Origin of the sequence: Streptomyces sp. NPDC058257, assembly GCF_042881845.1 — a bacterium.
Lineage (GTDB): Bacteria > Actinomycetota > Actinomycetes > Streptomycetales > Streptomycetaceae > Streptomyces.
Window position 1 is genome coordinate 1 of the sequence record NZ_JBHVXJ010000034.1, and the last position, 24987, is coordinate 24987.

20 protein-coding genes are annotated in these 24987 nt (G+C 72.2%); 10 read left to right on the forward strand and 10 right to left on the reverse strand.

What is annotated here, in order from left to right:
* Positions 1-56: 56 nt before the first annotated feature.
* The 4 genes from ACFVXC_RS40615 to ACFVXC_RS40630 form a co-directional block, all read right to left on the reverse strand.
* A complete protein-coding gene (locus ACFVXC_RS40615; protein ID WP_249591189.1) occupies positions 57-431 on the reverse strand; it encodes an RNA polymerase-binding protein RbpA in 375 nt (124 codons plus the stop codon).
* Between the two features lie 256 nt (positions 432-687).
* Positions 688-2052: an MFS transporter gene (locus ACFVXC_RS40620; protein ID WP_389916559.1), complete on the reverse strand. Its 1365-nt coding sequence runs from the start codon at positions 2050-2052 to the stop codon at positions 688-690.
* A 47-nt stretch (positions 2053-2099) separates the two neighbouring features.
* A complete protein-coding gene (locus ACFVXC_RS40625) occupies positions 2100-2867 on the reverse strand; it encodes a glycerophosphodiester phosphodiesterase (protein ID WP_389916561.1) in 768 nt (255 codons plus the stop codon).
* Positions 2864-3511: a YitT family protein gene (locus ACFVXC_RS40630; protein WP_389916563.1), complete on the reverse strand. Its 648-nt coding sequence runs from the start codon at positions 3509-3511 to the stop codon at positions 2864-2866. Before ACFVXC_RS40630 ends, ACFVXC_RS40625 begins: the two co-directional genes overlap by 4 nt.
* Before the next feature lie 123 nt (positions 3512-3634).
* Here ACFVXC_RS40630 and ACFVXC_RS40635 point away from each other — a divergent pair, with 123 nt between their 5' ends.
* The gene (locus ACFVXC_RS40635; protein WP_389916565.1) at positions 3635-5134 is read left to right on the forward strand and encodes a PLP-dependent aminotransferase family protein; all 1500 of its coding nucleotides are present in this window, start codon (positions 3635-3637) and stop codon (positions 5132-5134) included.
* Positions 5135-5147: 13 nt separating this feature from the next.
* Here the strand turns inward: ACFVXC_RS40635 and ACFVXC_RS40640 are convergent, their stop codons facing one another.
* Positions 5148-6794: a hypothetical protein gene (locus ACFVXC_RS40640; protein ID WP_389916567.1), complete on the reverse strand. Its 1647-nt coding sequence runs from the start codon at positions 6792-6794 to the stop codon at positions 5148-5150.
* 48 nt (positions 6795-6842) lie between these two features.
* A complete protein-coding gene (locus ACFVXC_RS40645; protein WP_249591193.1) occupies positions 6843-7037 on the reverse strand; it encodes a hypothetical protein in 195 nt (64 codons plus the stop codon).
* A 296-nt stretch (positions 7038-7333) separates the two neighbouring features.
* Between ACFVXC_RS40645 and ACFVXC_RS40650 the strand changes: the two genes are divergently transcribed.
* From ACFVXC_RS40650 to ACFVXC_RS40670, 5 genes are all read left to right on the forward strand, one after another.
* Positions 7334-7726 (forward strand): ankyrin repeat domain-containing protein, encoded by a 393-nt coding sequence (locus tag ACFVXC_RS40650; protein ID WP_389916569.1) that lies wholly within the window; start codon positions 7334-7336, stop codon positions 7724-7726.
* A gap of 302 nt (positions 7727-8028) precedes the next feature.
* Entirely contained in the window at positions 8029-9447 is a 1419-nt protein-coding gene (locus ACFVXC_RS40655; RefSeq protein WP_389916571.1) for a HEAT repeat domain-containing protein, read from the forward strand.
* A gap of 135 nt (positions 9448-9582) precedes the next feature.
* The gene (locus ACFVXC_RS40660) at positions 9583-10713 is read left to right on the forward strand and encodes a glycosyltransferase family 4 protein (RefSeq protein WP_389916573.1); all 1131 of its coding nucleotides are present in this window, start codon (positions 9583-9585) and stop codon (positions 10711-10713) included.
* Complete coding sequence (locus tag ACFVXC_RS40665; protein ID WP_389916575.1) at positions 10710-12062, forward strand: glycosyltransferase; 1353 nt, start codon at positions 10710-10712, stop codon at positions 12060-12062. Before ACFVXC_RS40660 ends, ACFVXC_RS40665 begins: the two co-directional genes overlap by 4 nt.
* Positions 12059-12913 (forward strand): SGNH/GDSL hydrolase family protein, encoded by an 855-nt coding sequence (locus ACFVXC_RS40670; RefSeq protein ID WP_389916577.1) that lies wholly within the window; start codon positions 12059-12061, stop codon positions 12911-12913. Before ACFVXC_RS40665 ends, ACFVXC_RS40670 begins: the two co-directional genes overlap by 4 nt.
* A 16-nt stretch (positions 12914-12929) precedes the next feature.
* On the opposite strand, the gene ACFVXC_RS40675 is transcribed toward ACFVXC_RS40670, so the two are convergent.
* On the reverse strand, positions 12930-13055 hold the full coding sequence (locus tag ACFVXC_RS40675) for a hypothetical protein (RefSeq protein WP_389916579.1): 126 nt from the start codon (positions 13053-13055) through the stop codon (positions 12930-12932).
* Positions 13052-14353, reverse strand: coding sequence for an MFS transporter (locus ACFVXC_RS40680; RefSeq protein WP_389916581.1), 1302 nt, complete (start codon positions 14351-14353; stop codon positions 13052-13054). Before ACFVXC_RS40680 ends, ACFVXC_RS40675 begins: the two co-directional genes overlap by 4 nt.
* Before the next feature lie 201 nt (positions 14354-14554).
* Between ACFVXC_RS40680 and ACFVXC_RS40685 the strand changes: the two genes are divergently transcribed.
* The 4 genes from ACFVXC_RS40685 to ACFVXC_RS40700 all read left to right on the forward strand — a co-directional run bounded on the left by ACFVXC_RS40685 (position 14555) and on the right by ACFVXC_RS40700 (position 22642).
* Complete coding sequence (locus ACFVXC_RS40685; protein ID WP_389916631.1) at positions 14555-15259, forward strand: GntR family transcriptional regulator; 705 nt, start codon at positions 14555-14557, stop codon at positions 15257-15259.
* A gap of 81 nt (positions 15260-15340) precedes the next feature.
* A complete protein-coding gene (locus ACFVXC_RS40690) occupies positions 15341-16867 on the forward strand; it encodes a hypothetical protein (protein WP_389916583.1) in 1527 nt (508 codons plus the stop codon).
* Between the two features lie 85 nt (positions 16868-16952).
* Entirely contained in the window at positions 16953-17846 is an 894-nt protein-coding gene (locus tag ACFVXC_RS40695; protein ID WP_389916585.1) for a hypothetical protein, read from the forward strand.
* Positions 17847-17938: 92 nt separating this feature from the next.
* Positions 17939-22642, forward strand: a complete 4704-nt coding sequence (locus tag ACFVXC_RS40700) for a hypothetical protein (protein WP_389916587.1) — start codon at positions 17939-17941, stop codon at positions 22640-22642.
* Here the strand turns inward: ACFVXC_RS40700 and ACFVXC_RS40705 are convergent.
* Both ACFVXC_RS40705 and solA read right to left on the reverse strand, forming a co-directional pair.
* A complete protein-coding gene (locus ACFVXC_RS40705) occupies positions 22639-23766 on the reverse strand; it encodes an aromatic ring-hydroxylating dioxygenase subunit alpha (protein ID WP_389916589.1) in 1128 nt (375 codons plus the stop codon). The genes ACFVXC_RS40700 and ACFVXC_RS40705 overlap by 4 nt on opposite strands.
* Before the next feature lie 48 nt (positions 23767-23814).
* Positions 23815-24969: an N-methyl-L-tryptophan oxidase gene (solA, locus tag ACFVXC_RS40710; protein ID WP_389916591.1), complete on the reverse strand. Its 1155-nt coding sequence runs from the start codon at positions 24967-24969 to the stop codon at positions 23815-23817.
* Between the last annotated feature and the right edge of the window lie 18 nt (positions 24970-24987).

A 24987-nucleotide genomic window follows, 5' to 3' on the forward strand; every position in this document is an offset into this window, starting at 1 on the left:
GGGCCACTGCTCAGCAGTGGCCCCGGCCTTCGTGTGCGGTGTTGTTCAGTTCGCCGTCAGGCGGACTTGCGGGAGTCCCGCGGATGCACCGCGATGTTCATGGCTCCTGAACGGAGAACCGCAAGGCGCTCCTCCAGGACCTCCTCGAGTTCTTCTCGAGTACGGCGCTCCATGAGCATGTCCCAGTGCGTACGCGCAGGCTTCCCCTTCTTCTCCTCAGGTCCGTCGCCGTCTACAAGGAGTGCCTGGACCCCGCAGACCTTGCACTCCCACTCCGGCGGGATTTCTGCCTCTACCGAGAACGGCATCTCAAATCGATGTCCGTTCTGGCATGCGTACTCCACGGCCTGGCGCGGAGCCAAGTCGATGCCGCGGTCGGTCTCGTAGCTGGTCACCACGAGGCGCGTGCCGCGAAGAGCTCGCTCACTCATGAATCGTGCCTCCCGGGCTTGTCGCCCACAGGACAGGTGTCGCTGTCGTCGTCATCCGGTCAACGTCCGGTCGGCGGTAAAGATTCCCGTTAAGGGTCATGCGTCGCCGTCGTATGCCGCCCCTTGTTGTACCCACCAGCGCCCGGTATGTCACATCTGACAGAGGATGTCACCCTGCGCTTCTCAATCTTCAGCGCGCAGTAACGGTCCGCCTGGTAAGCCAAACGCGTACACTACCGCCCTTTGGCTTCAGTTGCTAAATCCTGTCGGGTACGGGATTTCCCGCGTCGCGGATCGCGCGCCGCACGGGTACCCGCGCGAGCAGGGCGAAACCGATCACGAAGAAGGCCACGAGCGAGACGATAGCGTCGCGGTAGCTGCCCGTGAGCTGGTACGTCAGGCCGAAGATCAGCGGCCCGAGCCAGGCCATGCCGCGGTCGCTGATCTCGTACGCGGAGAAGTACTCGGCCTCCTTGCCCGCAGGCACCAGATGCGAGAACAGGGACCGCGAGAGCGCCTGGGAACCCCCGAGCACCAGACCGATGCCCGCCGCGAGCACGAAGAACCACACCGGCGCGCCCGCGGGCAGGAAGAACCCGGCCCCGATCGTCACCGTCCACGCGACGAGCGAGCCGAGGATGGTGCGCTTGGCTCCGTACGTCCGTGCGAGGCGCCCCATGGCGAGCGCGCCCGCCACCGCGAGCACCTGCACGAGCAGAACCGCCACGATCAGCGTGGACTGGTCGAGGCCGAGCTCCTCGGAGCCGTAGACGGACGCCTGGGAGATCACCGTCTGCACGCCGTCGTTGTAGACGAGATAGGCGAGCAGGAACGCCAGGGTGTGCGGATGGCGGCGCATGTCGCGCACGGTCGACGCCAGCTGCCGCCGGCCGCGCGCCGACCCTTGTGAGGACGACCGCGAAGGCGGCGCCTCGCGGTCACGAAGCCGCCGCAGCGGTACGAGCGTGAAGGCGCCCCACCACACACCCGCCGACGCCAGACAGATGCGCACGGCCGTGGACTCCGGGACACCGAAGGTGTCATGGGCCAGGAACAGGACCAGATTCGCCACCAGGACGAGCGCGCCCGCCGCGTAACCGAACGCCCATCCGCGCGAGGAGACCGCGTCACGCTCGTGCGGAGGCGCGATCTGCGGCAGATAGGAGTTGTAGACCACCATCGAGACGGCGAGGGAGGCGTTGGAGACGATCAGCAGGAAGCCGCCGAGGAGATAGCGGTCGCCGTCCAGGAAGAACATGCCGGCCGTCGACGCGGCCCCCACGTAGGCGGCCACCGCGAGCAGCGGCTTCTTGCGGCCCGTGCGGTCGGCTGCGGCGCCCGCGAGCGGCATGACGAAGACCGACACGATCACCGATGCCGACACCGCGTACGCGAAGAAGGACCCGGCGCTGACCGGGACGCCCAGTGGGTGGACGTATCCGTCGCCGTCCGCGGCCGACTTGGCGATCTCCGTCAGATACGGGCCGAGGAACACGGTCAGGACGCTGGTCGAGTAGACCGAGCAGGCCCAGTCGTAGATGTACCAGCCGTGCTGCTCGCGCCGCCGCGCGGCGGCGCTCTCGTCGGCCGGTGCTGCCGTACGCACGGTGTCGGTGCCCACCCGTGCCCCCTCGCTGGTCCCCGTGGTCCGCTGCCGCCCCTGAGCGGTCAGGCCCAGGCTCCCCGGTCCTTCAGCACTTCGCGCAGCGTCTCGATGTGATCAGTGATGATGCCATCCACTCCGAGGCCGAGAAGAGCGGCCATGCGATCGGCGTCATTGACCGTCCACACATGCACCTGCAGCCCGCGCGCGTGGGCCGCGCGTACGAACCGCCGGTCCACCACCCGGATCCCGGCATGCGTCTCGGGCACCTGCGCGCACACCGCTGAGCGGCGCACGGGGGCGGGGACGCCGTAGGAGCGCAGCCGCAGGCCCGCCACTCCCCGCGTACCGAAGGACGTGGCGAGGCGCGGGCCCGCGAGGCGCTGGGCCCGTGCCACGCGGGCCTCGGAGAACGAGCCGACGCAGACGCGGTCCCAGGCGTCGGTGCGGCGCAGCAGCTCAAGGAGCGGGAGCAGGGCGGGCTCGGCCTTGACGTCCACGTTCCAGCGGACGTCGGGGAAGGTCTCCAGGAGCTCTTCGAAGAGGGGCACCGGCTCGCTGCCCGCCACGCGCGCGCGCCGCACGTCGTTCCACGGAAGGTCGGCGATCTGCCCGGCCGCGTCCGTCACGCGGTCGAGCGTCGCGTCGTGGAAGGCCACGAGACGGCCGTCCGACGTGGCGTGCACGTCCGTCTCGATGTAGCGGTACCCCAGGTCGACCGCGCGCCGGAACGCGGCGGCGGTGTTCTCCAGGCCGTCCGCCGCCCCGCCGCGGTGGGCGAAGGGGAGCGGGCCGGGATGGTCGAGATAGGGATGGCGTACGCGCGTGGTCACCGCTGCAGTATCGCCTGCCCCGGTTGACCGTCGGCGGCCACGGGCTCTCGCCCGGATGGAGCGGGGACGGCGAAGAAGCGCAGGAAGAACTGGGCCAGCGGGCCGATCGCGAGGGCGTACAGGACCGTTCCGACGCCCACCGTGCCGCCGAAGGCGAAGCCGGTGGCGACCACCGCCACCTCGACCAGCGTCCGCGTCACCCGGATCGAGCGGCCGGTGCGCTGGTGCAGGCCCGTCATCAGGCCGTCCCGCGGTCCGGGACCGAACTTCGCCGAGATGTAGAGCCCGGTCGCCGCACCGTTCAGGACGATCCCCGCCACGAGGAGCGGTATGCGGGCGCCGAGCGCGTGCGCGTCCGGCATCAGGGCCAGGGTGCCGTCCATCGCCAGGCCGACCACGAAGACGTTGGACACCGTGCCGAGCCCGGGGCGCTGCCGCAGCGGGATCCACAGGAGCAGCACCGCGGCCCCGATGAGGATCGAGACGACGCCGATGGACATCCCGGTCAGCTCGGCGAGGCCCTGGTGCAGCACGTTCCACGGTTCGAGGCCGAGGCCGGACACCACCAGGAGCCCTGAGCTCGCGCCGTACAGCGCCAGACCGACGTACAGCTGGATCAGTCGGCGTGCGAGGTGCGACGGCATAAGTGGCTTCGGCGTGGACAAGAGATGGCCCCCCTGCTGGTGATAGTGGCCTGACACATGACACTCTGTGGCTCGTAAGACAGTGCCAACCATGGCCAATTCCGGGAAGGTGGACTGGGAATCATGGCTCAGTGGACTTCGGCGGTGGGCGCCACGCAGCTCGCCCGGCTGCTCACCTCGCAGCAGACGCGCCCCGCGGGCCCCGGCACGCGCCGCCCGCCCGCCTACCGCGCCCTTGCCGACGGCGTCCGCATGCTCGTCCTCGAAGGCCGCGTCCCGGTCGCCGCGCGCCTGCCCGCCGAGCGTGAGCTGGCCGTGTCCCTCGCCGTCAGCCGGACCACGGTCGCCGCCGCGTACGAGGCGCTGCGCACCGAAGGCTTCCTGGAGTCCCGCAGGGGAGCGGGCAGCTGGACCGCGGTCCCGGCCGGTAACCCCCTCCCCGCGCGCGGGCTCGAACCCCTTCCGCCCGAGGCGCTCGGCTCCATGATCGACCTGGGCTGCGCGGCGCTGCCCGCTCCCGAGCCCTGGCTCACCCGCGCCGTGCAGGGCGCTCTGGAGGAACTGCCCCCGTACGCGCACACCCACGGAGACTTCCCGGCCGGTCTGCCCGCGCTGCGCCAGATGCTCGCCGAGCGCTACACCGCGCGCGGCATCCCGACGATGCCCGAACAGATCATGGTCACGACCGGGGCGATGGGCGCCATCGACGCGATCTGCCACCTGTTCGCGCCGCGCGGCGAACGCATCGCCGTCGAGTCCCCTTCGTACGCCAACATCCTCCAGCTGATGCGCGAGACGGGCGCCCGCCTTGTCCCCGTCGCCATGTCCGAGGGGCTCGAAGGCTGGGACATGGACCGCTGGCGGCAGGTCCTTCGCGATGCCGCCCCCCGCCTCGCCTATGTGGTCGCGGACTTCCACAACCCCACGGGCGCGCTCGCCGACGAGGACCAGCGGCGGAAGCTGGTCGATGCCGCGCGCTCCGCGGGAACGGTCGTCGTCGTGGACGAGACCATGATCGAGCTGCAGCTCGACGACGACCTGACGATGCCTCGCCCCGTCTGCGGCTTCGACCCGGCGGGCTCGACCGTGATCACCGTCGGCTCGGCGAGCAAGGCGTTCTGGGCGGGCATGCGCATCGGCTGGGTGCGGGCCGCTCCCGATGTGATCCGCAGCCTGGTCTCGGCGCGTGCGTACGCCGACATGGGCACCCCCGTCCTGGAACAGCTGGCCGTGAACTGGCTCCTGAGCACCGGCGGCTGGGAGTCGGCCGTGCGGGTGCGCAGGGACCAGGCCCGCGAGAACCGCGACGCCCTGGTCGCCGCGGTCCGCCGCGAACTGCCCGACTGGGAGTTCGCGGTACCGGCGGGCGGCCTGACCCTGTGGGCGCGCGCCGGAGGCCTCTCCGGCTCCCGCCTCGCCGAAGTGGGCGAGCGGGTGGGGGTCAGGGTCCCCTCAGGGCCGCGTTTCGGGGTGGACGGGGCCTTCGAGGGGTATGTGCGGCTGCCGTTCACCGTGGGAGGCGCGGTGGCGGACGAGGCGGCGGCGCGCCTCGCCGCGGCCGCGCGCCTGGTGGAGACGGGGGCGGGCTCGGGCGTGGAGGCGTCGCGGGCCTTCGTGGCCTGAGGGCCGGCTCCGGTCAGCTCTCGGCGGGTACGGGCTCCGGCTTCGTGGCGGGTTCTGTCGCCGCGGTGCCGGATTCGGTCGCTTCCACGGCCTCGGCCGTCTCCGTGCCGGTGCCGGTGACCCCTTCGGTGCCGGCGTCCGCGCCGGCCGGAGTGCTCCGTGCGGGCAGCAGCTCCGTCACCGCCTGCCGGTGCGACTCGCTCGTCGCGTCGTCGTACGGATCGGGTGTCGCGGGCACCTGGAGCCGGTGCACCTGACCGGTACCCAGCCGGGCGTAGCCGCGGCCGGGCGGGACGTCGGACGTGGGCGTCGTGCGGGGCGGTACTCCGAGGATGTCCTCGACCTGGTCGAGCGTCGTGGGTCCGAGGACCACGCGCGCGCGTGTGTGCTGGCGCACCGGATCGCTCAGCGCCTCCAGGCTGTCGAACTGGTCGGCCACGACGACCGTGACACTGGCCGCCCTGCCGTGCCGCAGCGGCACCTGGAGCAGCGACTGCGGGTCCTTGCGTCCGTCAGCGGCGGCCAGGTGACCGAGCACGCTGGGGCGGTCCAGGATGATCCACAGGGGTCGCTTGGTGTCGTCCGGGGCGGGGTGGCCCGCTTGCCGGGCGCGGTTGGCGGAGATCAGGCGCCGCTCCGTCTCGTGCGCGGCCCACTCCAGGCTCGCCAAGGCTCCGGCGAGCCCGCACTCGATGGACAGGACGCCGTCACGGCCGGTCAGACAGGCGTAGTCGCCGATGCCGCTGCCCTCGACGATCAGGACGTCGCCGTGCGGCAGGGCCTGCAGGGCGATGGAGCGCAGCAGGGTCGTGGTGCCGCTGCCGGGCTCGCCGACCACCAGGAGGTGGGGCTCGGTGGAGCGGGGGCCGGTGCGCCAGACGACGGGGGGTACGTCGCGCTGCTCGTCGCCGTCCGTCACGGGCAGGGTGCGCTGGACGCCGGTGGGGTCGGTGAAGCCGAGCACGGTCTCACCGGGGGCCGTGACGAAGCGCTGGGCCGCGATGTCGGTGGGCAGTGGGGGGAGCACGTTCACCGTGAGCTGGTTGCCCTCCTCGTCCCACTCGAAGTGGTACTCGCGGCCACGGCCCGCCTTCGCGTGCAGCAGCTGCTCGATCCGTGCGCGCGATTCGGGCTCGCCGTCCGTGAAGTACGCGGGGTAGCGCACCTCCAGACGGGAGACACGTCCGTTGTCGTCGAAGTCGTACGACGTGAGGGCCTTGTCCCACTCGCCGCCGTGCGCGAAGAGCGGCGCGGGGTCCTCGGGGACGGAGAAGTACGGGACGAGCGCTTCGTAGAGGGACTGCAGCCGCTGGGTCTGCGCCTCGTCGGGGCCGGTGGGCGCCGGCGCCGTGCGTTCCCTGCCGGTCCACGCGGCGGCCGCCATCAGGCAGATGGCGGCGAGCAGCGGACCGTACGGAATGAGGGCCACGACCAGGACGACGGAGGCCACGAGGAACAGCAGCGGTCCGCGCCGGTCCTTGGGGGTGTCGGCCCACTTGCGCCGCCCGGCCGCCGCCAGCCGGCGCAGTCCACGAGTGATCGTGATCAGCGGGTGGAGGACGTCGGTGGCGTTGTCGGCGGCCGACCGTGCGAACTCCCGGCTCCGGGCGATCGAGGCGGTTCCGTTGCTCAGGATGCGGGGGAGGGGGCGCCGGGCCACGTCAGTCTCCAGATGGTGCGAACGAAGTACTACAGGGAGCAGGAGGCGTCAGAACTTGATCCCGCCGAGGAGGCTCGCCAGGCTCGCGCTGCCGGCCTTGATGCTCGGGGCGATGGCGGTGCCCGCCATGAAGAAGCCGAAGAGCGCGCAGACCAGCGCGTGGGACGCCTTGAGGCCGTCCTTGCGGAAGAACAGGAAGACGATGATGCCGAGCAGCACGACGCCCGAGATGGAAAGGATCATGACGGTTCTCCTGGTTGGTGGGGACAGTCACCATGAGTTGTTCCAGGTTCACAGCATGTATCCATACGATAAAAGGTGCAAATGGGGGAATTTTCCTGGAATTCCCTCGAATGGCGGAGGTCTGCTGGGCCACCCGAGCGCGGATCCGGGGGGCGTCCGGGTTCCTCGATGATCTTTGCCGCGGGTGTGCCCGGTCATGTGCCCGGACGGGCAGTAGCCTGTCGGTTCACCCGTACGGCCGCACCGGTCGCCGTACGATCCCCGAGTCACCCCGCAGTCGAAAGGCGGTCCGGTCCATGAGTGAAGCCCCCGACCCGGAAGTCGTGGAGCTGGCGACCAAGATCTTCGATCTGGCGCGCCAGGGCGACACCGCGGCCCTCGCCGCGTACGTGGACGCAGGAGTTCCGGCGAACCTCACGAACGACAGCGGGGACTCCCTCGTGATGCTCGCCGCCTACCACGGCCACGCGGAAGCGGTACGGGCCCTCCTGGAGCGGGGCGGCGACGCCAACCGTGCCAACGACCGGGGGCAGACCCCGCTCGCCGGTGCCGTCTTCAAGGGCGAGGACGCGGTGGTCAGGGCGCTGCTCGACTCGGGCGCGGATCCGGCCGCGGGCACACCGTCGGCGGTGGACACCGCCCGGATGTTCGCCAAGACGGAGCTGCTCGAGCTGTTCGGGGCGGCCTGAACGGGGTAGCTGACCAGCAACAACGGGGGCGCTGGAAATGTGGTCGCGGCGGGCTGAACCGCTGGGCCATCATGACGACGTGATTCACGGACGCGACGGCGGGGCAGGAGATGCCGCACCGCGTGGACCGTGAGCGGCCCGCCCCCGGACCTCCCGTCCGGGATCCCTACGGGCCACCGACGAGAGGCAGAGAAAGATGGTCTACACCAAGCAAGAGACGGCGGGCGGCCCGACGTGTTGGCGCACGGCCAGGTAATTCACGGTTCCCGGTTGCGTCGACGCTTGATGTGAGGCTGTTTCCCATGTTCGATCCGGTCATAGCGCCCAGCGGTACGCTGCTCGGCCTGCTGCAGAGGGGCCGCGGTGACGGCACCCTGCACGCACTCACCGCACCCCGGTCCGAGGCGCTCGCCGCCCTTGAGACCTGTGTGCTCCACGACCCACGCCACGACTGGCAGGTCGAGAACCGCTCCCTGTACTACGCCAGGCTCTATCTCGATCTCCGTGGCGGCATCGACGAGATCGAGCGGCATCTCTTCGATGCCGAGGACGTCCTGAACACGGACGACTCACGCACCGGCCTCGCGCTCGCGGTCCTGGGCCACCTCGCCTCCTACGGCAGGCACGACGCCCTCGAACTGCTGCGGAGGTACGCGGTGTTCGGGACCAATTGGGCCTGGGCCCTGGACGAACTGGCGATGCGGGACGACGACGCGGGCCTGCGCGCCCTCGCCGAGCCCGTGCTCGCCAGATTCCCCTCGGACGCGCAGGGCGAGGCAGACCTTGCCACCGTCGTGCGCGACGCCTACGAACCCCGGCCCTGGCGGCTGTGGGAGGAGGATCCGCGACAGGCTGTCGGCGCCCGCGTGCGGGCCGCCCGCGAGCAGGGATCCTTCGACCGCTGGCAACGCCAGATGCGGCCGTCGGGGCCACGCCCCGGCTGGAGCGTCCAGGCCGTCTTCGACTGGGCGCAGGAAGGGCTCGAACGCGGCGCCGTCCTGCATGTGCCCGCGGCCCGCTGCCTGAGCGCGGTCGCCGGGCCCGACGACCGCGCCGAGATCCTCGAAGCCGCCCGCAACGGCTCCGACGGGGCGCGCGGCACAGCCCTGCGCTACCTCGCGGACGCCCACGATCCCGACGTGTTCGACCTGATCGAGGAGGCCGTCCAGAGCCCGTCACGGGCCGTCGTGGACGCCGCGGCAGAGTCCTTCGAGCGGATGCGCAGCGTCGCCGCCGTGGAGCGGGCCCGCCGCTGGGCCCTGCGGCCCGACGTGCTCGGCGCCGCGGCGGGGCGGGTACTCGCCTGCCGGGGCGCGGCCCAGGACAGCAAGCTCGTCCTCGCCGCCCTGAGGGAAGCCGTACGGGGCGAGGGCCCGGACACGCCGACCCTCTGGACGCTCGTCGACGGCGCGGGACGGCTCGGCATCGCCTGCGCGGCCCCCGTCCTCCGGCACGTCTACCGCGAGACCGCCTCCTCCCACCTGCGCGGACGCGCCGCCCGCGCGCTCGCCGCCACCGATCCCTCGTTCGCCGCCGGATTCGCCGTCGAATGCCTGTGGGACTGCGAGGAGACGACCCGCGAGGTCGCCGCCAGGCACGCGGAGACCGGCGACGCCCGCGTGGTCACCCAGCTCAGAAGGCTCGCCGCGGACCCCGCCGAGGAGGACGAGGTACAGACCGCGGTACGCAGCAGAATCGGCCCCGACGCGGCCGAGGTGTAGCCCTCGACGCGGCGGAAGCTCGGCCGGGCGCGCCCCCTGGGCCGGGCGTGTGCGGAGCGGAACGCTCATGGGACGTTCCTCGCCAGGAAAGATCCACGTTGACGTGACCACGCCCCGCGCGACGACAACACGGGTATGCGTGTCGTCATCGTCACCGAATCCTTCCCTCCCGACGTCAACGGCGTGGCGCACTGCGCCCTGCAGACCGCCCGGCAGCTCGTCGCGCGCGGTCACGACCCCCTGGTCATCGCCCCGGCCCCCGCAGCCGGGGCGGACGCCGCAGCCGAAGCCAGTGCGCCCTGCCCGGTCATCCGCGTCCCCTCCCTGCCCCTGCCCGGGTATCCCCAGGTCAGGCTGGCGCTGCCCAGTCGTCGCCTGTCGGCGGCGCTGAGCGCGCACCGCGCCGATCTCGTCCATCTGGCCAGCCCCTTCGTCCTCGGCGCGCGCGGCATGGCGGCCGCCACACGCCTCGGCATTCCCGCCGTCGCCGTCTACCAGACGGATCTGGGCGGCTACGCGCGTACGTACATGGGCATGGGGGAGTCCACCGCCTGGCGGCGCATCCGTGCCGTCCACGCGGCGGCCGACCGCACTCTCGCCCCGTCGTCGGCCGCTCTGCGCGATCTTGTGACACACGGAGTGCCACGGGTGCGGCTGTGGCCACGGGGTGTGGACACCACCCGGTTCCGGCCCGGCCTTTGGGACGCGGCCGTGCGCCGTGAACTCGCGCCGAACGGCGAGCTGATCGTCGGCTACGTAGGGCGCCTCGCCCCCGAGAAGCAGGTCGAACTCCTCGCCGGGGTGTGCTCCTTGGAAGGCGTGCGCCTCGTCGTCGTCGGCGAGGGGCCCAGCGAGGGTTCCGTACGGGCGGCACTGCCCGGGGCGGTGTTCCTCGGACGCCGCACCGGGGGCGAACTCGCCCGGATCTTCGCCTCGTTGGACCTCTTCGTGCACACCGGTCCGCACGAGACGTTCTGCCAGACCGTGCAGGAGGCCATGGCCAGTGGCGTGCCGGTGATAGCGCCCGCCGCCGGAGGCCCGCTGGACCTCGTCGTCCCCGGCCGCACCGGACTCCTGGTGCCGACGGGGGACGCCCTCGCGGTGCGTGACGCGGTCTGGGCGCTCGCCGCCGATCCGGGGCTGCGGGCCGCGTACGGCACGGCCGGGCGCTCGGCTGTCGAGGGGCGGACCTGGGAGGCGGTGGGCGGACAACTCGTCGACCACTACGCCCAGGTGCTCGCCGCGCGGACGGTGGTGGCGGCATGAGGGCGGCTCTGTACCGGGAGGCGGCCTGCCGCGAGGCGGCGGCCCGCTCCGAGGCGGCGGCCCGGTCCGGCGAGGGGCCTTCCACATCGCTGCGGATCGTACGGCTCGCCAACTTCGTAGCCCCCTCGTCCGGCGGACTGCGCACCGCACTGCGGGAGTTGGGCCGCGGCTACATCGCGGCCGGGCACGAGCCCGTGCTGATCGTGCCCGGCGAACGCGCCGGGGTCCGCGACACCGACCAGGGCCGCGTCGTGACACTGCCGGGCACACCGCTGCCCGGAACAGGCGGCTACCGCGTCCTCACGGACCGCCGCAGGGTGGCCCGAATCCTCGAACGCCTCGCCCCCGACCGCATCGAGGTCTCCGACCGTACGACCCTGCGCTGGACCGGTGCGTGGGCCCGGCACCGCAGGATCCCGGCGGTGATGGTCTCCCACGAGACGACGGACGGCGTACTCAGGTCCTGGGGCGTGCCGCGACAGGCCGCTTCGCGTACGGCCGACGCCCTCAACTCCCGTACGGCGCACGCCTTCGCACGGGTCGTGTGCACCACGGAGTGGGCCGAGCGCGAGTTCGTCCGCATCGGAGCGCGCAATGTCGTCCGTGCGCCGCTCGGCGTCGACCTCGTGGCCAGCGGTCCGGGGCTGCGCGATCCTCGCGTACGCGAGCGCCACGCGCGCGTGGGTGACGTTCTGCTCGTGCTCTGTTCCCGCCTCTCCGTGGAGAAGCGGCCGGGCATGGCCCTTGACGCCCTGGAGGCGCTCCGCGGCCGGGGTGTGCCGGCGGTCCTCGTGGTGGCGGGGGACGGGCCGCTGCGGGCCCGTCTGGAACTGCGGGCGCGTGAACGTCGGTTGCCGGTCACCTTCCTGGGGCATGTCGCGGACCGTGCGGCCCTGGGCGCACTGCAGTCCACGGCAGACGTCTGCCTGGCACCGGGCCCCTGTGAGACGTTCGGGCTCGCGGCCCTGGAGGCACTGGCGTGCGGTACGCCGGTGGTGGCCAGCGCGTCGTCGGCGCTGCCGGAGATCGTGGGCGGGGCGGGCGCGGTGGCGAAGGACAGCGGCGACGCGTTCGCGACCGCCGTCCAGACGCTCCTCGCCCGTCCTGAGCGGACACGCAGAAAGGCGGCACGCGCGCGTGCGGAGTGCTTTGGGTGGGGCGGGGCGGTGGCGGCGTTTCTGGGGGCGCATGAGGCGGGGCCGCCGGGTGGTGGGCAGGCGTCCCGCAGGGCGAGTGAGGTCTCCGCTGCTCGACCGACGCCGAGAGCTCGGGGAAGCGTGGGCACGACCCCGATGCCGGGTGCGGATTCAACAGGCGAAGGGGTGCACGGCGAGGGGTGCGCTTCATGAGGGCGCTGTGTTTCGTGGCCATGGGCGACTCCCTCACCGCGGGCATAGGGGACCCCACCGAGGAAGGCTGGCGGGGATGGGCGGCGCTGCTGGCTGCGGGGCTGGCAGCACGTGAGGGAGAGGCGCGGTTCCACAACCTCGCAGTCAGCGGCGCCCAGACCGGCGACGTACTGAACCGCCAACTGCCCGAGGCGCTGAAGCTGCGCCCCGACCTGGTCTCCGTGATCGTCGGCGTCAACGACACCCTCCGCTGCACGTTCGACATCCAGGCCGTGGCAGCCCGCCTGGACACGGCCTACGGAGCCGCCACTCGGCAGGGGGCCCAACTGCTCACCGCCTGCCTCCCCGACCCGGGTGCCATGCTCGGCCTCCCGGGGGCGCTGGCCCGCCCCCTGGCCCGGCGCCAACGCGCCGTCAACGCCGTCGTGCACGCGCTGTCCGAGCGGTACGACGCCGTCCACCTGCACCTGGCGGAGGACGAGTGGGTCGCGGACCGTGCCCTGTGGAGCGCGGACCGGCTTCATCCGGGCGAGCGGGGCCACCGTCTTGTCGCCGCCCGTTTCCACGGGTTGCTCGCGGCGCGGGGGATCGCGGCGGGCAGCCCGCCGTCGTGCGAGCCCCAACTGCCCTCGCCCAGCCGGTCGGCGAGCCTGCTGTGGCTTGCCACGGCAGGGACCGGCTGGATGGCACGCCGGTGCACCGACCTGCTGCCCCAGCTGCTCACCCTCGCGGCCGACGAGGTACGCCACCAAGTGCGGGGCAGCAGCGCCCGGCTCGACCTGAGCGCCACCCATGCGGTGAGATCGGCTCTCGCCGCGCTCACCGCGACCGAGCGGCCGGACGCGGCGTAGGAGACCGTGATCGACCTCAGGAGAGCGTATGACCGGCCGCCCAGCCAGCGGTCGGCCCGCTCGTGCCCGAACGGAAGAGCGCGCGGGCCTCCTCGGGGCTCTGCGGCGCCGTGGCCGTGGAGCTCACGCCGGTGGGGCTCACGCCAGATCCTTCCCACGCGTCTCGGGAAGACCGAGCAGGGCGAGCACGGCGAGCGCGTAGCCGATCGCACCGAAGATCAGCGCACCGCCCACGCCCCAGCTGTCGGCCAGGAAGCCGACCATCGTGGGGAAGACGGCGCCCACGGCGCGACCCGTGTTGTACGTGAAGCCCTGCCCCGTGCCGCGCACAGCCGCCGGATAGAGCTCGCTGAGGAACGACCCGAAGCCGCTGAAAATGGCCGACATGCAGAAGCCGAGCGGGAAACCGAGCACAAGGAGAAGGCCGTTGGCCCCGTCCGGGATGTTCGTGTACGCCAGGATGCTGGCCGCGGAGAGGAAGGCGAAGAGCGTGATGTTGCGCTTACGGCCGAGTATGTCGGTGAGATAGCCGCCGGCCAGGTAGCCGATGAAGGCCCCGGAGATCAGGAACGTGAGGTACCCGCCCGTGCCGACCACCGTGAGTCCGCGCTCGGACTTCAGGTATGTGGGCACCCAGGTGGCGAGTGTGTAGTAGCCGCCCTGTACGCCGGTGGACAGCAGGACCGCGAAGAGCGTGACGCGCAGGAGCCCGGGCTTGAAGATGGCGGTGAACGACCCCTTGTCCGCGCTCTTCTTGCGCTCCTCGGCCGCCTCGGGGGCGTCGTGCACATTGCGCCGTACGTAGACGACGAGGAGGGCGGGCAGCGCGCCGGTCCAGAACATCACGCGCCAGGCGATGTCCTCGTCCAGGAACTGGAACACCACGGTGTAGACGATGACCGCGAGCGCCCAGCCGACCGCCCACGCGCTCTGGATCGCGCCGAGCGTACGGCCGCGGTTCTTGGCGGTCGCGTACTCGGCGACCAGGATCGCGCCGACCGCCCACTCGCCGCCGAAACCGAGGCCCTGGAGGGCGCGGAAGACCAGCAGGGTCTCGTAGTTGGGCGCGAAGCCGCAGGCGACGGTGAAGACGGCGTACGTGACGACCGTGATCATCAGTGCCTTGACCCGGCCGATCCGGTCCGCGACCACTCCGGCGATCGCGCCGCCGATGGCGGAGACGACCAGTGTGACCGTGGTGAGCAAGCCGGTCTGGCCGCTGTCCAGGCCGTAGTAGGCGGCGATCGCGACCATGCTCAGCGGCAGCGTGAAGTAGTCGTAGGAGTCGAGGGCATAGCCGCCGAAAGCGCCCCCGAAGGCGCGGCGGCCACGGGGGCCGAGGGCGCGCAGCCAGCCGAAAGCGCCGTTGTCGTCGGTGGGTTCGCCGTCCACGGGGTGTGGGTCGGCCGGAAGGGCCTGGGGCGGAGGGGGCGTGCTCATGGGCACCTCGCAGGAGGGGGACGGAGGGTGCGGAGCGGGGCAGGGCGTGGGGTGCGGGGAGGGCGTGGGGTGCGGGGAGGGCGTGAGGCACGGGCGGGGATCGCGCTGTGCTCGACAAGGTAGGGGATCGTTGAACGATCCCTCAATACCCATGTTGTCTCGTTCTTGTATCTGCGATTGAATCCGGGCATGGCTGAGGGAATGGCTGACGCGAGCGGACTGGCCGACGACCGTGTACTCCTGGGGCGCACCAGCACCGCGGAGCGGGTCTCGGACATCCTTCGCAGCCGTATCGCGGAGGGCTACTTCCCACCCGGGGCGCGACTGTCGGAGGACAGCATCGGTGGCGCGCTCGGTGTCTCGCGCAACACACTGCGCGAGGCCTTCCGCCTCCTCACGCATGAACGGCTGCTGGTCCATCAGCTCAATCGCGGGGTATTTGTCCGAGTTCTCACGATTGAGGACGTGGAGGACATCTACCGCACCCGGCGCCTCGTGGAATGCGCGGTCGTCCGCGGCCTCGGAGATCCGCCCTATGCGCTCGACGGGCTCGCGAGCGCTGTCGCGGACGGCACGAAGGCGGCACGCGAGCGGAAGTGGAAGGGCGTCTCCACGGCCAACATCCACTTCCACCGGGAACTCGTCGCCCTCGCCGGAAGCGCCCGCACCGACGAGGTGATGCGCAGCGTCTTCGCCGAACTGCGCCTGGCCTTCCATGTCGTGGACGACCCGCGTCGGCTGCACGAGCCGTATCTCGCACGCAACCGACAGATCCTGCGGACCCTCCAGGAGGATGACGCGGCGCAGGCCGAACAGCTGCTCGCGGTCTACCTCGACGACTCGCGGCACGGCCTCGTTGAGGCCTACGGCCAGCGCGTGGCGCAGGGCGAGCGGGCGGGCTCCTGAACCCCGGACGCGACGCGGTCCGGCGCTGTCAGATCTGCGCCGTTTCGACCGTTGTCAGACCGAGGATCTAGTCTGTGCACCGTGACTTCGCCTGCCGTTACGGACACCGTTCCGCCCCAGCTCAGCGCGGGGCCGAGGCCCGCCATGGGCCCGGCCGCCGACGAGGGCCTGGCGCGGCGGCTCCGCGCGCTCGCCTGCACGGCGCCGCTGCACGACCTCGACGTGCGCAAGGCCAACCTCGCGGGTGAGTACTCGGTGTACGCGATGGCGGAGGTGGCCCTCTCCGCCATCGACCTCGTCACCCTGAACATGGACTTCGACACCGGCGCCGACCACGAGCAGATAGTGGCCAGACTGCTCCCGCGCGTCGGAGCCCAGGCCCCCCGGCGCCCCGTGGCCGAGCACGAACGCGTGGCCCGCTGGGTCCTGGAGAACCTGATCAACGTCGGCAGCGTCGACCGCGGCTTCCGCGCCGTGTACGGCACCTTCGCGCCCGACGGCACCTATGTCCGCAGGGACTACGACTTCAAGCTCATCGAAGAGGTGCCCGGGTACGGGGGGAGTGTCTATCTCCGTACGACGGACGAAGCGGTCAACGTCCTCGTGGGCGCCCTCGACACCGACGTCACGAGCGCCCAGATCGCCGCCGAGGTGAAGCTCGAGGTGCTGATCAGCCGCGGCCGCCTCGCCGACGCCCAGCTCGCCGCCGAGCAGGCGCGGTATCGGACGGTGCAGTATTCGGAGACGCTCCGCAGAGCCCTGGACGCGACCCGGCGCAACGTCCGCGCGGTGGACTGGCTCCAGGCCGTCCCCGACATGATCGCGGAGGCGCTCGACCACGTGGCCGACCGCTATCGCCACGAGAACGCGATCCTGACGAACATCCGCAAGGCGCGCGACGAGTCCGAGGACCCCGAGCAGAAGCGCCGCGCCGCCGAGCTCGTCGACATCGTCAAGGACTGCATCCGCCGTCATACGCAGTTGCAGTCCCGGCTCCTCGACGCGGGGCCGCTGTTCCGTGCCGAGCAGGACCGCCAGGCCTTCGCGACACCCACCACACGCAGCGGACTCGATCTGTACGGGCAGCTCGTCGCCCCGCTCCTGCCGCTCCCGGTCGAAGAGGCGAGCCGGGTGACGAACGCGTTCTTCGCGCGCGGGACGGGTCTGCGCACGCCCGTTTCCGTACGCGTCGGTGACCTCGTCGACATACTGCTCACGCCGCCGCAGGAGCGGGAGCACCTGGGCATGGAGATGCCCGAGCCCGACCTCATCGCCACACCCGACGACAGCCGCTTCAGCGAGGAGCAGCTCGCCAGCGCCATGGAGCTCCTCGCCCTGCCCTCCGACGCGCCACGGCGCCTCTCCGGGCTGCTCGCCGACGCCCGCCGACGCGACACCGAACTGCCCTACCTGGTCGCCCTGCTCGCCGTCCACGCGGCGAGCCCGCCGGTCGGCACCGCCTACCGCCAGGGTGAGGAGAAGCTCCTGTTCGCCGTGGACGACGGCACCGAACTCGACGATCAGGAATTCGGCGGCGCCGACCTCATCGTGGGCACGGCGCTGCTGGACGCCGCCGGAATGGCGGCCGGCCGGACGGAGTCGGCGTGAGCAGTCCTGACACCCTCGTGAGCGCCCCCGACCTTCTCCAGTACGACCAGTACGACCCGTACGACCGCCGCAAGGAGCACAAGCCGTGACCGAGCAGCCCGCAGAGCACACCGCGTGGGGCGAGCCGGAGACAGCGGCGGCCCCCGCCGCGACCGCCGCCATCACTCCGGCCGACGCCGCCGACGCCGCGCGCCTCGTCGCCTTCGGGCTCCAGCCCAAGCTCCAGCCCGCCCGCGACCAGGAGTACGCCGAACTGCTCCGCCGGTATCGCGAGGACTCGCCCTTCGCCCGGCTCGCCGACGCCGTCGCCGCCGGCCTCGGGCTCGTCGTCCTCGAGGTGTCCCCGCGCGCGGGGATGGCCGTGACGGCCGCCGATGACTCCGTGTTCGCCGTCCGTATGGGTGACTACGCACGCCGGACCGCCGCCGACTCCACCGACCGCTTCCTGCACGGCCTCGCCCATCTCGCCGTCGCCGCGCTGGCGTTCCCGCGCCCCGAAGACCTCGCCGACGACGGATACATCGGGCGGATCACGGTCAATGGAGTGGACGCCTTCGTGCGGCAGGCCTGTCGCCGCCTTGAGGAGAGCGCCGAGGAGAAGGGCGAGAACTCCGACCCGCAGACCGACGCCCCCGGCCTGGAGGCCGCCTGGCGGATCTGGGCACGGCGCAGCTCGACGGGGGCCACCAAGGACGCCCGCCGCCTGGCCGGGTCGACCACCGGGATCATCGGCAAGGCCGTCGCGTTCCTCACCGACTCCGGGTTCCTGCAGCGCACGGGCGACGACTCCGGGGGCACGTACCGCACCACCGCCCGCTATCAGCTGCAAGTGCGCGACATGGCGGGCGGCGCCGCCATGGCCGAGCTCCTGGAGCTCGGCATCGTGCCCGTCACGGACGGGTCCGCGACCCTGTTGCCCCCCGAAGAGACCGACGACCTGGAGCTCGCCGCCGACGCGGGTCTGCCCTTCCACCCCTGATTCCCGCGCCCGCCAAGACCCGTCCCGCTTGACCCCTTCCTGCTTGACCCCTTCCTGCTGTTCCGCACGACTTACGACGAGAGTCCGCCGCCATGTACGAGCTGTCCCGGGTCCGCCTCTACTCCATCGGCCCCGCCGGTGCGCGCTACGCCGACACCGTGCTTGACCTGCGCGGCGTCGGTGCGGAGGTGCCCGACCCCGCGCCCACCCAGGCGGAGTTCTTCGAGAAGGAGCCGACCGGACCGCCGCGCCGTCCGGCGCCCGCGGGCGTGCTCTTCCTGGAGAATGGCGGCGGCAAGTCCGTCCTGCTCAAGCTGATCTTCTCGGTGATGCTGCCGGGCCACCGCAACACCCTTGGCGGCGCGAGCTCCGGAGTCCTTCGCAAGTTCCTGCTCGCCGACGACTGCGGGCACGTCGCCCTGGAGTGGCAGCACACGCTGACCGGCGAGTGCGTCGTCGTCGGCAAGGTCAGCGAGTGGCGTGGCCGGCAGGTCTCCAACGACCCGCGGAAGTTCGCCGAGGCCTGGTACTCCTTCAGGCCCGCGCCCGGCATGAGCCTGGACTCGCTGCCGGTCGCCGAGTCCACCGCCGTACGGCCCTCCGTGGAGGGCGCGTCGGGCGCGCAGGGGCGGCGGCGCACCATGAAGGGCTTCCGGGACGCGCTGACCGAGGCGGGCAAGGCGTATCCCGACATCGACGTGCACTGGGAGGAGGGCCACGACCGCTGGAACGACCACCTCGGCGACCTCGGGCTCGACCCCGAACTCTTCCGCTACCAGCGCGAGATGAACGCCGACGAGGGTGAGGCAGCGGGCCTCTTCGCGGTCAAGAAGGACTCCGACTTCACCGATCTGCTGCTGCGCGCCGTCACGGACACCCGCGACACGGACGGTCTCGCCGACCTCGTCCACGGCTTCGGCAACAAACTGGGCCGCCGCTCCGAACTCATCGCCGAGCGTGACTTCACCGCGGGCTCCGTCGACCTGCTCGGCCGGATCGTCGACGCCGCCGACACGCGCTCACGCGCGCGTGACGTGCACGCGGGCGCCGAGCGGCGCACCCGGACGCTCGCCCGCCGGCTCTCCGCGCGCGGCATCACCGAGCGGGGCCGCACGGGCGAGCTCGCCGAGCGGGTCACCGCCGCCGCGCAGACCGTCACCACAGCGCAGGAGGCGCGCGGCAGGTCCGCGCTGATCTCCGCCGAACTCGCCTTCCGGCACGCTTCCCTGGCGCTCACCGTCGCCGAGAAGGCCGCCGCCGCGCAGCGCCGCGAGCTCGCCGACGCGCGCCAGCTGCACTCCGCCTGGCAGGCGGCCGAAGCCGTCCTGCGCCACCGCGCGGCCGCCGACCGTTCCGCGCGCGTGGCCTCCGCGATCCTGGAGGCCGAGCGGGACGCGGCGCCCGCACTCGCCGCGCGTTCCAAGGCCGCCGCCGATCTCGTACGGGTCCTGCACACCGCGGCCGAAGGTGCCGAGTCGCTCGCCAACGAGGAGGAGGAGCGCTCGGCCGCCCTCCAGGAGACCGGCGAGGCCGCCCACCGCGACGCCACGGTCGCCGCCACGGAGGCGCAGCGCGCCCGCAGCGAGGCCGGACACCTGCGTCAGCGCCTCACCGAGGTCGAGCAGGAGACCGCGGAGGCGGTCCGTTCGGGCTGGCTCGACGACACCGCACCGGACGCCGACCCGGCACGCGCGGCGCTGGCCGCCAGCGACGCCGAGAAGACCGCGGCGGCAGCCTGGGACACCGCACGCGAGACCTCCCTGCGGGACACCGAGCACGCAAGGGAAGCAGCAGCCGCCGAGGCGCGCGCCGAACTCACCGCGGCCCGCGCGTCGGACGCGGCCGACGCCGCCGAGCACGCGTACGACGCGGAACGCCGGGCCGCCGAGTCGATCGCCGGGGACGAGCGCCTCGCCGAGCTGCTCGGTCTTCCCGGGGCGAGCTCCCTGGGCGGGGTCCCGCAGCCTCGCCAGGAGACGGCGGGGAAGGGCGACAACAGCGATTCCGCCGCCGACGGCAGCGCCGCCTCCGCGGTCGCGCGCGCCGTCACCGCGACCCGCTCCCTGACCGAAGGCCCCCTCTCCCCGCAGGACCTGGACCGCGGCGCCGACGACCTCCGCACACTCCTCGAAGACGGGGTGGCCTCCGCCGAGCGGCAGCTCTTCGACCTGCGGACCGCCGCCGCCGACGACTCCCGCATCCTGGGCGCCCTCGGCGACGGCGGACTGCTGCCGCCGGGCCCCGACGTCCTGGCGACCGTCGAGTTCCTCGGTGAGCACGGCATCCCCGCACTGCCCGGCTGGCGCTACCTCGCGCAGGCCGTCGACCCCACCGACCACGCGCGCGTGCTCGCCGCCCGGCCCGAGCTGGTCGACGGCGTCGTCATCACCGACCCCGCCACGCACGCCCGCGCCCGCGAAGCCCTCGCCGGCGCCGCCCTGCTGCCCCGCTCCGCGGTAGCCGTCGGCACCGCGGCCGCCCTCCTCGCGCCGACGCCGGGCCAGGACGCGGGCAACAGCGGCGACGAGAGCGTCTTCCTCGTACCGCCGAACCCCGCCATGCACGACGAGCACGCCGCCGACGAGGAGCGTCAGGCACTGCGCGCGCGGGCGGCGCGGCGCGACGAGGAGATCAGGGCGCTCGCCGTCCGCCTCGCCAAGGACCGCGAACTCGCCGCGCGGCTCGCCTCCTGGCGCAGCGGCTGCCCGGCCGGGCGCATCGAGGAGCTGGCCGCCGCCGCACGCAACGCCCGCGCCTTCGCCGAAGAGGCCGAGGCCGAACTCACCGAGGCCCGCACGGTCCGCGCCGAGGCCGACGAGACGGCTGCCGAAGCGGCACGCGCGCGTGACGAGCGACAGGAGAGCGCCCAGCGCGCGCGGCGCGTCGCCGACGCCCTCGCGGGGCTCGCCTTCCGCCTGCGCGAGCGCGCGGGCTGGCAGACCAAGCTGCGCGAACTCGCCGATGACGCCGTCGAGTCGGAGGCCCGCGCCCAGGCCTGCCTGGACCGCGCCCGCGCCGCCGACGAGGACCGCCGCGCCGCCCAGCGCGCCGCCGATGACGCCCGCCGCACCGCACGTGCCCTGCGCGCCGAGCGCGCCGAGATCGCGGGCGCACCCGAGGACGTGCCCGAGGAGGCAGGCGCACCCAAGACCTCGCTGCCCGCCCTCCGCGAGGCCTACCGCGCCGCGTCCCAGCTGTACGAGAAGGTCGGCGTCGGCGCCGACCTGCGCGCCGAGCAGGCCCGCGCCGAGAGCGACGAGAGCGGCGCCCTCGCCGATCTCGACCGGCTCAGCAACAAGGTCCGTACCCGCGCCGCCACGCTCCTGGAGGGCACGGACGGTTCCGACGGCCCCTCCCGGCAGGCCGCGTCCGCCCGCGCGGAGGCCCAGGTCCAGCTCATCGAGACCCGCGCGTCCACCGCGAGCGAGCACCTGGGCCGACTCCGTGGCGAGGCGGAGCGGCTGGCCCCGCAGGACGGCGACGCGCACACCGAGCTCCCCGAAGAGCTCGTCCCCGCCGACGCCGAGCAGGCGCAGACCCTCCTGCGCACCGCTACCGGCGAACTGGCCGCACACACGGAGGCATTGAGCCAGGCAAAGGAGGCGCACGCCTCCCTGATGCGCACCCACCGCGCCGCCGAGGACGCCGCCGGAGGCTTCGACGAGACGGCGGCCCTCCTGCGCGACCTGCTGCGTGAGCAGCACCAGGAGGAGGAAGGGGCCGAGGAGCCCGAGCCCTACCCCGGCTCCCTCGAAGAGGCCCGCCAGTCCGCGTCCGAGGCCAGGCGTTCCCTGCGCGGCTGCGCCGCCGACCTCTCCGCCGCCGAGGCCGCCGTCCGCGAGGCCAGCGACATCCTCGTACGGCACGCGAACTCCACGCGCTACGAACAGGTACGCACCCCCGCCCGCCAGCAGATCCGCGAACTGCCCGCGTCCGCGCTTCCGGAGCACGCCAAGAAGTGGGCCGACGCCTTCGCGCCGCGTCTGCGCGTGCTCACCGACGAGCTGGAGCAACTGGAGCGCAACCGCGACAGCATCGTGGACCGTCTGCGCGGGCTCGTGGAGTCCTCGCTCGCCACGCTCCGGTCGGCCCAGCGCCTCTCGCAGCTGCCCGAGGGTCTGGGGGAGTGGTCGGGCCAGGAGTTCCTGCGCGTCCGCTTCGACGAACCCGACCAGGCGACGCTGACCGAGCGCCTCGGAGAGGTCATCGACGAGGCCACGCGGGCGGCGGTCAAGAAGAACTCCGACCTGCGGCGGGACGGAATGTCCCTGCTGTTGCGCGGAGTTCAGGCCGCCCTGGAGCCGCGCGGCATCGCGGTCGAGATCCTCAAGCCGGACGCCGTCCTGCGCGCCGAGCGGGTGCCGGTCGGCCAGATGGGCGACGTCTTCTCCGGCGGCCAGCTGCTCACCGCGGCCATCGCCCTGTACTGCACGATGGCCGCCCTGCGCAGCAACGACCGGGGCCGCGACAAGCACCGGCACGCCGGCACGCTCTTCCTCGACAACCCCATCGGCCGTGCCAACGCCACGTATCTCCTTGAGCTCCAGCGCGCCGTGTCGGACGCGCTCGGCGTGCAGCTGCTGTACACCACCGGCCTGTTCGACACGACCGCGCTCGCGGAGTTCCCGCTGGTCATCCGCCTGCGCAACGACGCGGACCTGCGGGCGGGCCTGAAGTACATCAGCGTCGAGGAGCACCTGCGGCCCGGCCTGCCGCAGCAGGACCCGGCCGAGCAGACGGTGCACGGGGAGATCACGGCGACCCGCATGTACAAACGCCCCGCCCCCACCCCCTAAGCGAGCAGACCTGCCAGCCACTCATGGAAATGGCCGATGTGATGTTCGGTCGGCACCAGCACCCCGCCCGCGCGATAGGCGCGTGACGCCATCGCGGGCTGGGTGCGCTCGCAGGCCTCGAAGTCCTGCTCGTTGACCCGGTGGAAGAGCTCCACGGATTTGGCCAGGTCGACGCCGGACGCGACGATCTCGGGTGCGTACAGCCAGTCGCACTCGACGACCGTGCGGTCCTCGGCCAGCGGGAACATCCGGTGCAGGATCACGTGGTCGGGGACGAGGTTGATGAAGACGGTCGGCTTGATCGTGATCGCGTAGTAGCGGCGGTCCTGGTCCTCGGCGACCTCGGGGAGGCGGTCGAAACCCGCGCTGCCGTCGACGGTGAAGCCGCTGACCTCCTCACCGAACGAGGCGCCGTGCCCGACGTAGTACTGGGCGGCGAACCCGTCGGCGAACTCCGGGAGCACGTCGGTCAGTTCGGGGTGGATGGTCGCGCAGTGATAGCACTCCATGAAGTTCTCGACGATCAGCTTCCAGTTGGCGCGCACGTCGTAGGTGACGCGCTTACCCAGGGCGAGGCCTTCGGTTCTGTAGCGCTCGATGGACGCCGCGTCGCCAAGACGCTCCACGGCCGCGCCCATGACGGTCTCCTCGAAGGAGGGCGGTTCGTCGGCCAGGCACACCCAGGCGTAGCCGAGCCACTCCCGCAGCGCGACCTTGACCAGGCCGTACGCGGTCCGGTCGACGTCCGGCATCTTCACCAGGTTCGGCGCGGCGATCAGCTTGCCGTCGAGGTCGTACGTCCATGCGTGGTACGGGCATTGGAGCGCACGGCGCACCTCGCCCGACTCCTGGGTGCACAGGCGGGCGCCGCGATGACGGCAGATGTTGAGGAAGGCGCGCAGCTCCCCCGACCGGGAACGGGTGACGAGTACGCTCTCGCGGCCGATCTGGACGGTGCGGAAGGCACCGGGCTTGTCGAGGTCGGCGGCGCGGACCGCGCAGAACCAGAGCGATTCGAAGACGCGTTCCTGTTCCTGTCGGAAGATCTCCGGGTCGGTGTAGAAGTGGCCCGGCAGCGTGGTCATCAGGCTGGCGGCGGACGGGGCCTCAGGGGTCGTCGTCACGGTGGCGTACTCCTCCGTACTCCTCAAAAGCGGGCGTGGCCGTAATCCTCAAGCGGGCGCGGCGGCAAGGCGGCTGGGATCGAAGAGCTCGATGGGGTGCGCGGTGGCGCCCCGCAGTGCCAGATCGGCGACGATCTCGCCGACGACCGGCACGAACTTGAAGCCGTGCCCGGAGAATCCGGCCGCGACGGTGACCGACTCCGGGTGGGCGGGGTGACGGGTGATGACGAAGTGCTCGTCGGGCGTGTTGGAGTACATGCAGGTCGCGGCCTTGAGGAACTGCCCAGGAAGAGAGGGGATATGGCCCGCCATGTGCTCCGCCATCGCCGCGACCTCGTGGTCGTGGACGGTGCGTTCGATGGTCTCCGGAGTGCACGGGGTGCCCTTGCGGAAGAAGGCGACCTTCGCGCCGAGATCCGGCCCGTCGATGGCGGGGAACCCGTAGACCTGTACGTCGTCCGCGTCCTCCCAGATGTAGATCGGGTGGTTCTGTGGCAGGAAGGGCCGCACGCCGCCGCTCGGCTGGAACCAGTACATGACCTGCCGCTCGATGCTGAACGGCACCCCGATGTCGGTCAGCAGCCGCGGCGCCCAGGCGCCCGGGCAGATCACCAACTGCCCAGCCGTGTACGTGTCTTCGGCGGTGTGCACACGGACGCCGCCCCGGCACGGCTCCCAGCGCGTCATCGGCTCCTCGAAGTGCAGCTCGGCACCCTGCCGCGTGGCGAGCTGCAGATGAGCAGCGACGGTGTTCTCGGGGCGGACGAGGCCGGCCCGCGCCTCGTACAGCGCGACTTCGTCGTCCGTGGGGCTGAGCGTCGGGAAGCGGCGGCGTATCTCGGGGGCGTCGAGCATCTCGTGGGGGAGGTCCCACCGCTGTGCGGAGAGCAGTGAACCGGAGACGGCGCGGCTCTCGGGGCGGCCGACCATCACACCGCCGCACAGGGTGGCGATCTCGCGGCCGGTATCGCGCTCCAGGCGTGCGTACAGTTCGTACGAGCGCAGCAGGAGCGGGACGTACGCCGGGTCCTCGAAGTAGGACTGCCGGGTGATGCGCGAGCCCCCGTGGCTCGATCCGCGGTTGTGGACGGGCCCGAACTTCTCCAGGCCGAGGACTCGGGCTCCGCGCGCGGACAGGTGGTGGGCCGCGGCGCTGCCCATGCCACCGAGGCCGATCACGATCACGTCATAGGTGGGGGACACAGAGCTTCCTCCCTAACT

What these genes read in the sequence shown, in the direction of transcription:
- ACFVXC_RS40615 (WP_249591189.1), bottom strand. Translation starts at nt 431, where the DNA reads ATGAGTGAGCGAGCTCTTCGCGGCACGCGCCTCGTGGTGACCAGCTAC.
- ACFVXC_RS40630 (WP_389916563.1), bottom strand. Translation starts at nt 3,511, where the DNA reads ATGCCGTCGCACCTCGCACGCCGACTGATCCAGCTGTACGTCGGTCTG.
- ACFVXC_RS40635 (WP_389916565.1), top strand. Translation starts at nt 3,635, where the DNA reads ATGGCTCAGTGGACTTCGGCGGTGGGCGCCACGCAGCTCGCCCGGCTG.
- ACFVXC_RS40645 (WP_249591193.1), bottom strand. Translation starts at nt 7,037, where the DNA reads ATGATCCTTTCCATCTCGGGCGTCGTGCTGCTCGGCATCATCGTCTTC.
- ACFVXC_RS40650 (WP_389916569.1), top strand. Translation starts at nt 7,334, where the DNA reads ATGAGTGAAGCCCCCGACCCGGAAGTCGTGGAGCTGGCGACCAAGATC.
- ACFVXC_RS40655 (WP_389916571.1), top strand. Translation starts at nt 8,029, where the DNA reads ATGTTCGATCCGGTCATAGCGCCCAGCGGTACGCTGCTCGGCCTGCTG.
- ACFVXC_RS40660 (WP_389916573.1), top strand. Translation starts at nt 9,583, where the DNA reads ATGCGTGTCGTCATCGTCACCGAATCCTTCCCTCCCGACGTCAACGGC.
- ACFVXC_RS40665 (WP_389916575.1), top strand. Translation starts at nt 10,710, where the DNA reads ATGAGGGCGGCTCTGTACCGGGAGGCGGCCTGCCGCGAGGCGGCGGCC.
- ACFVXC_RS40670 (WP_389916577.1), top strand. Translation starts at nt 12,059, where the DNA reads ATGAGGGCGCTGTGTTTCGTGGCCATGGGCGACTCCCTCACCGCGGGC.
- ACFVXC_RS40680 (WP_389916581.1), bottom strand. Translation starts at nt 14,353, where the DNA reads ATGAGCACGCCCCCTCCGCCCCAGGCCCTTCCGGCCGACCCACACCCC.
- ACFVXC_RS40685 (WP_389916631.1), top strand. Translation starts at nt 14,555, where the DNA reads ATGGCTGACGCGAGCGGACTGGCCGACGACCGTGTACTCCTGGGGCGC.
- ACFVXC_RS40700 (WP_389916587.1), top strand. Translation starts at nt 17,939, where the DNA reads ATGTACGAGCTGTCCCGGGTCCGCCTCTACTCCATCGGCCCCGCCGGT.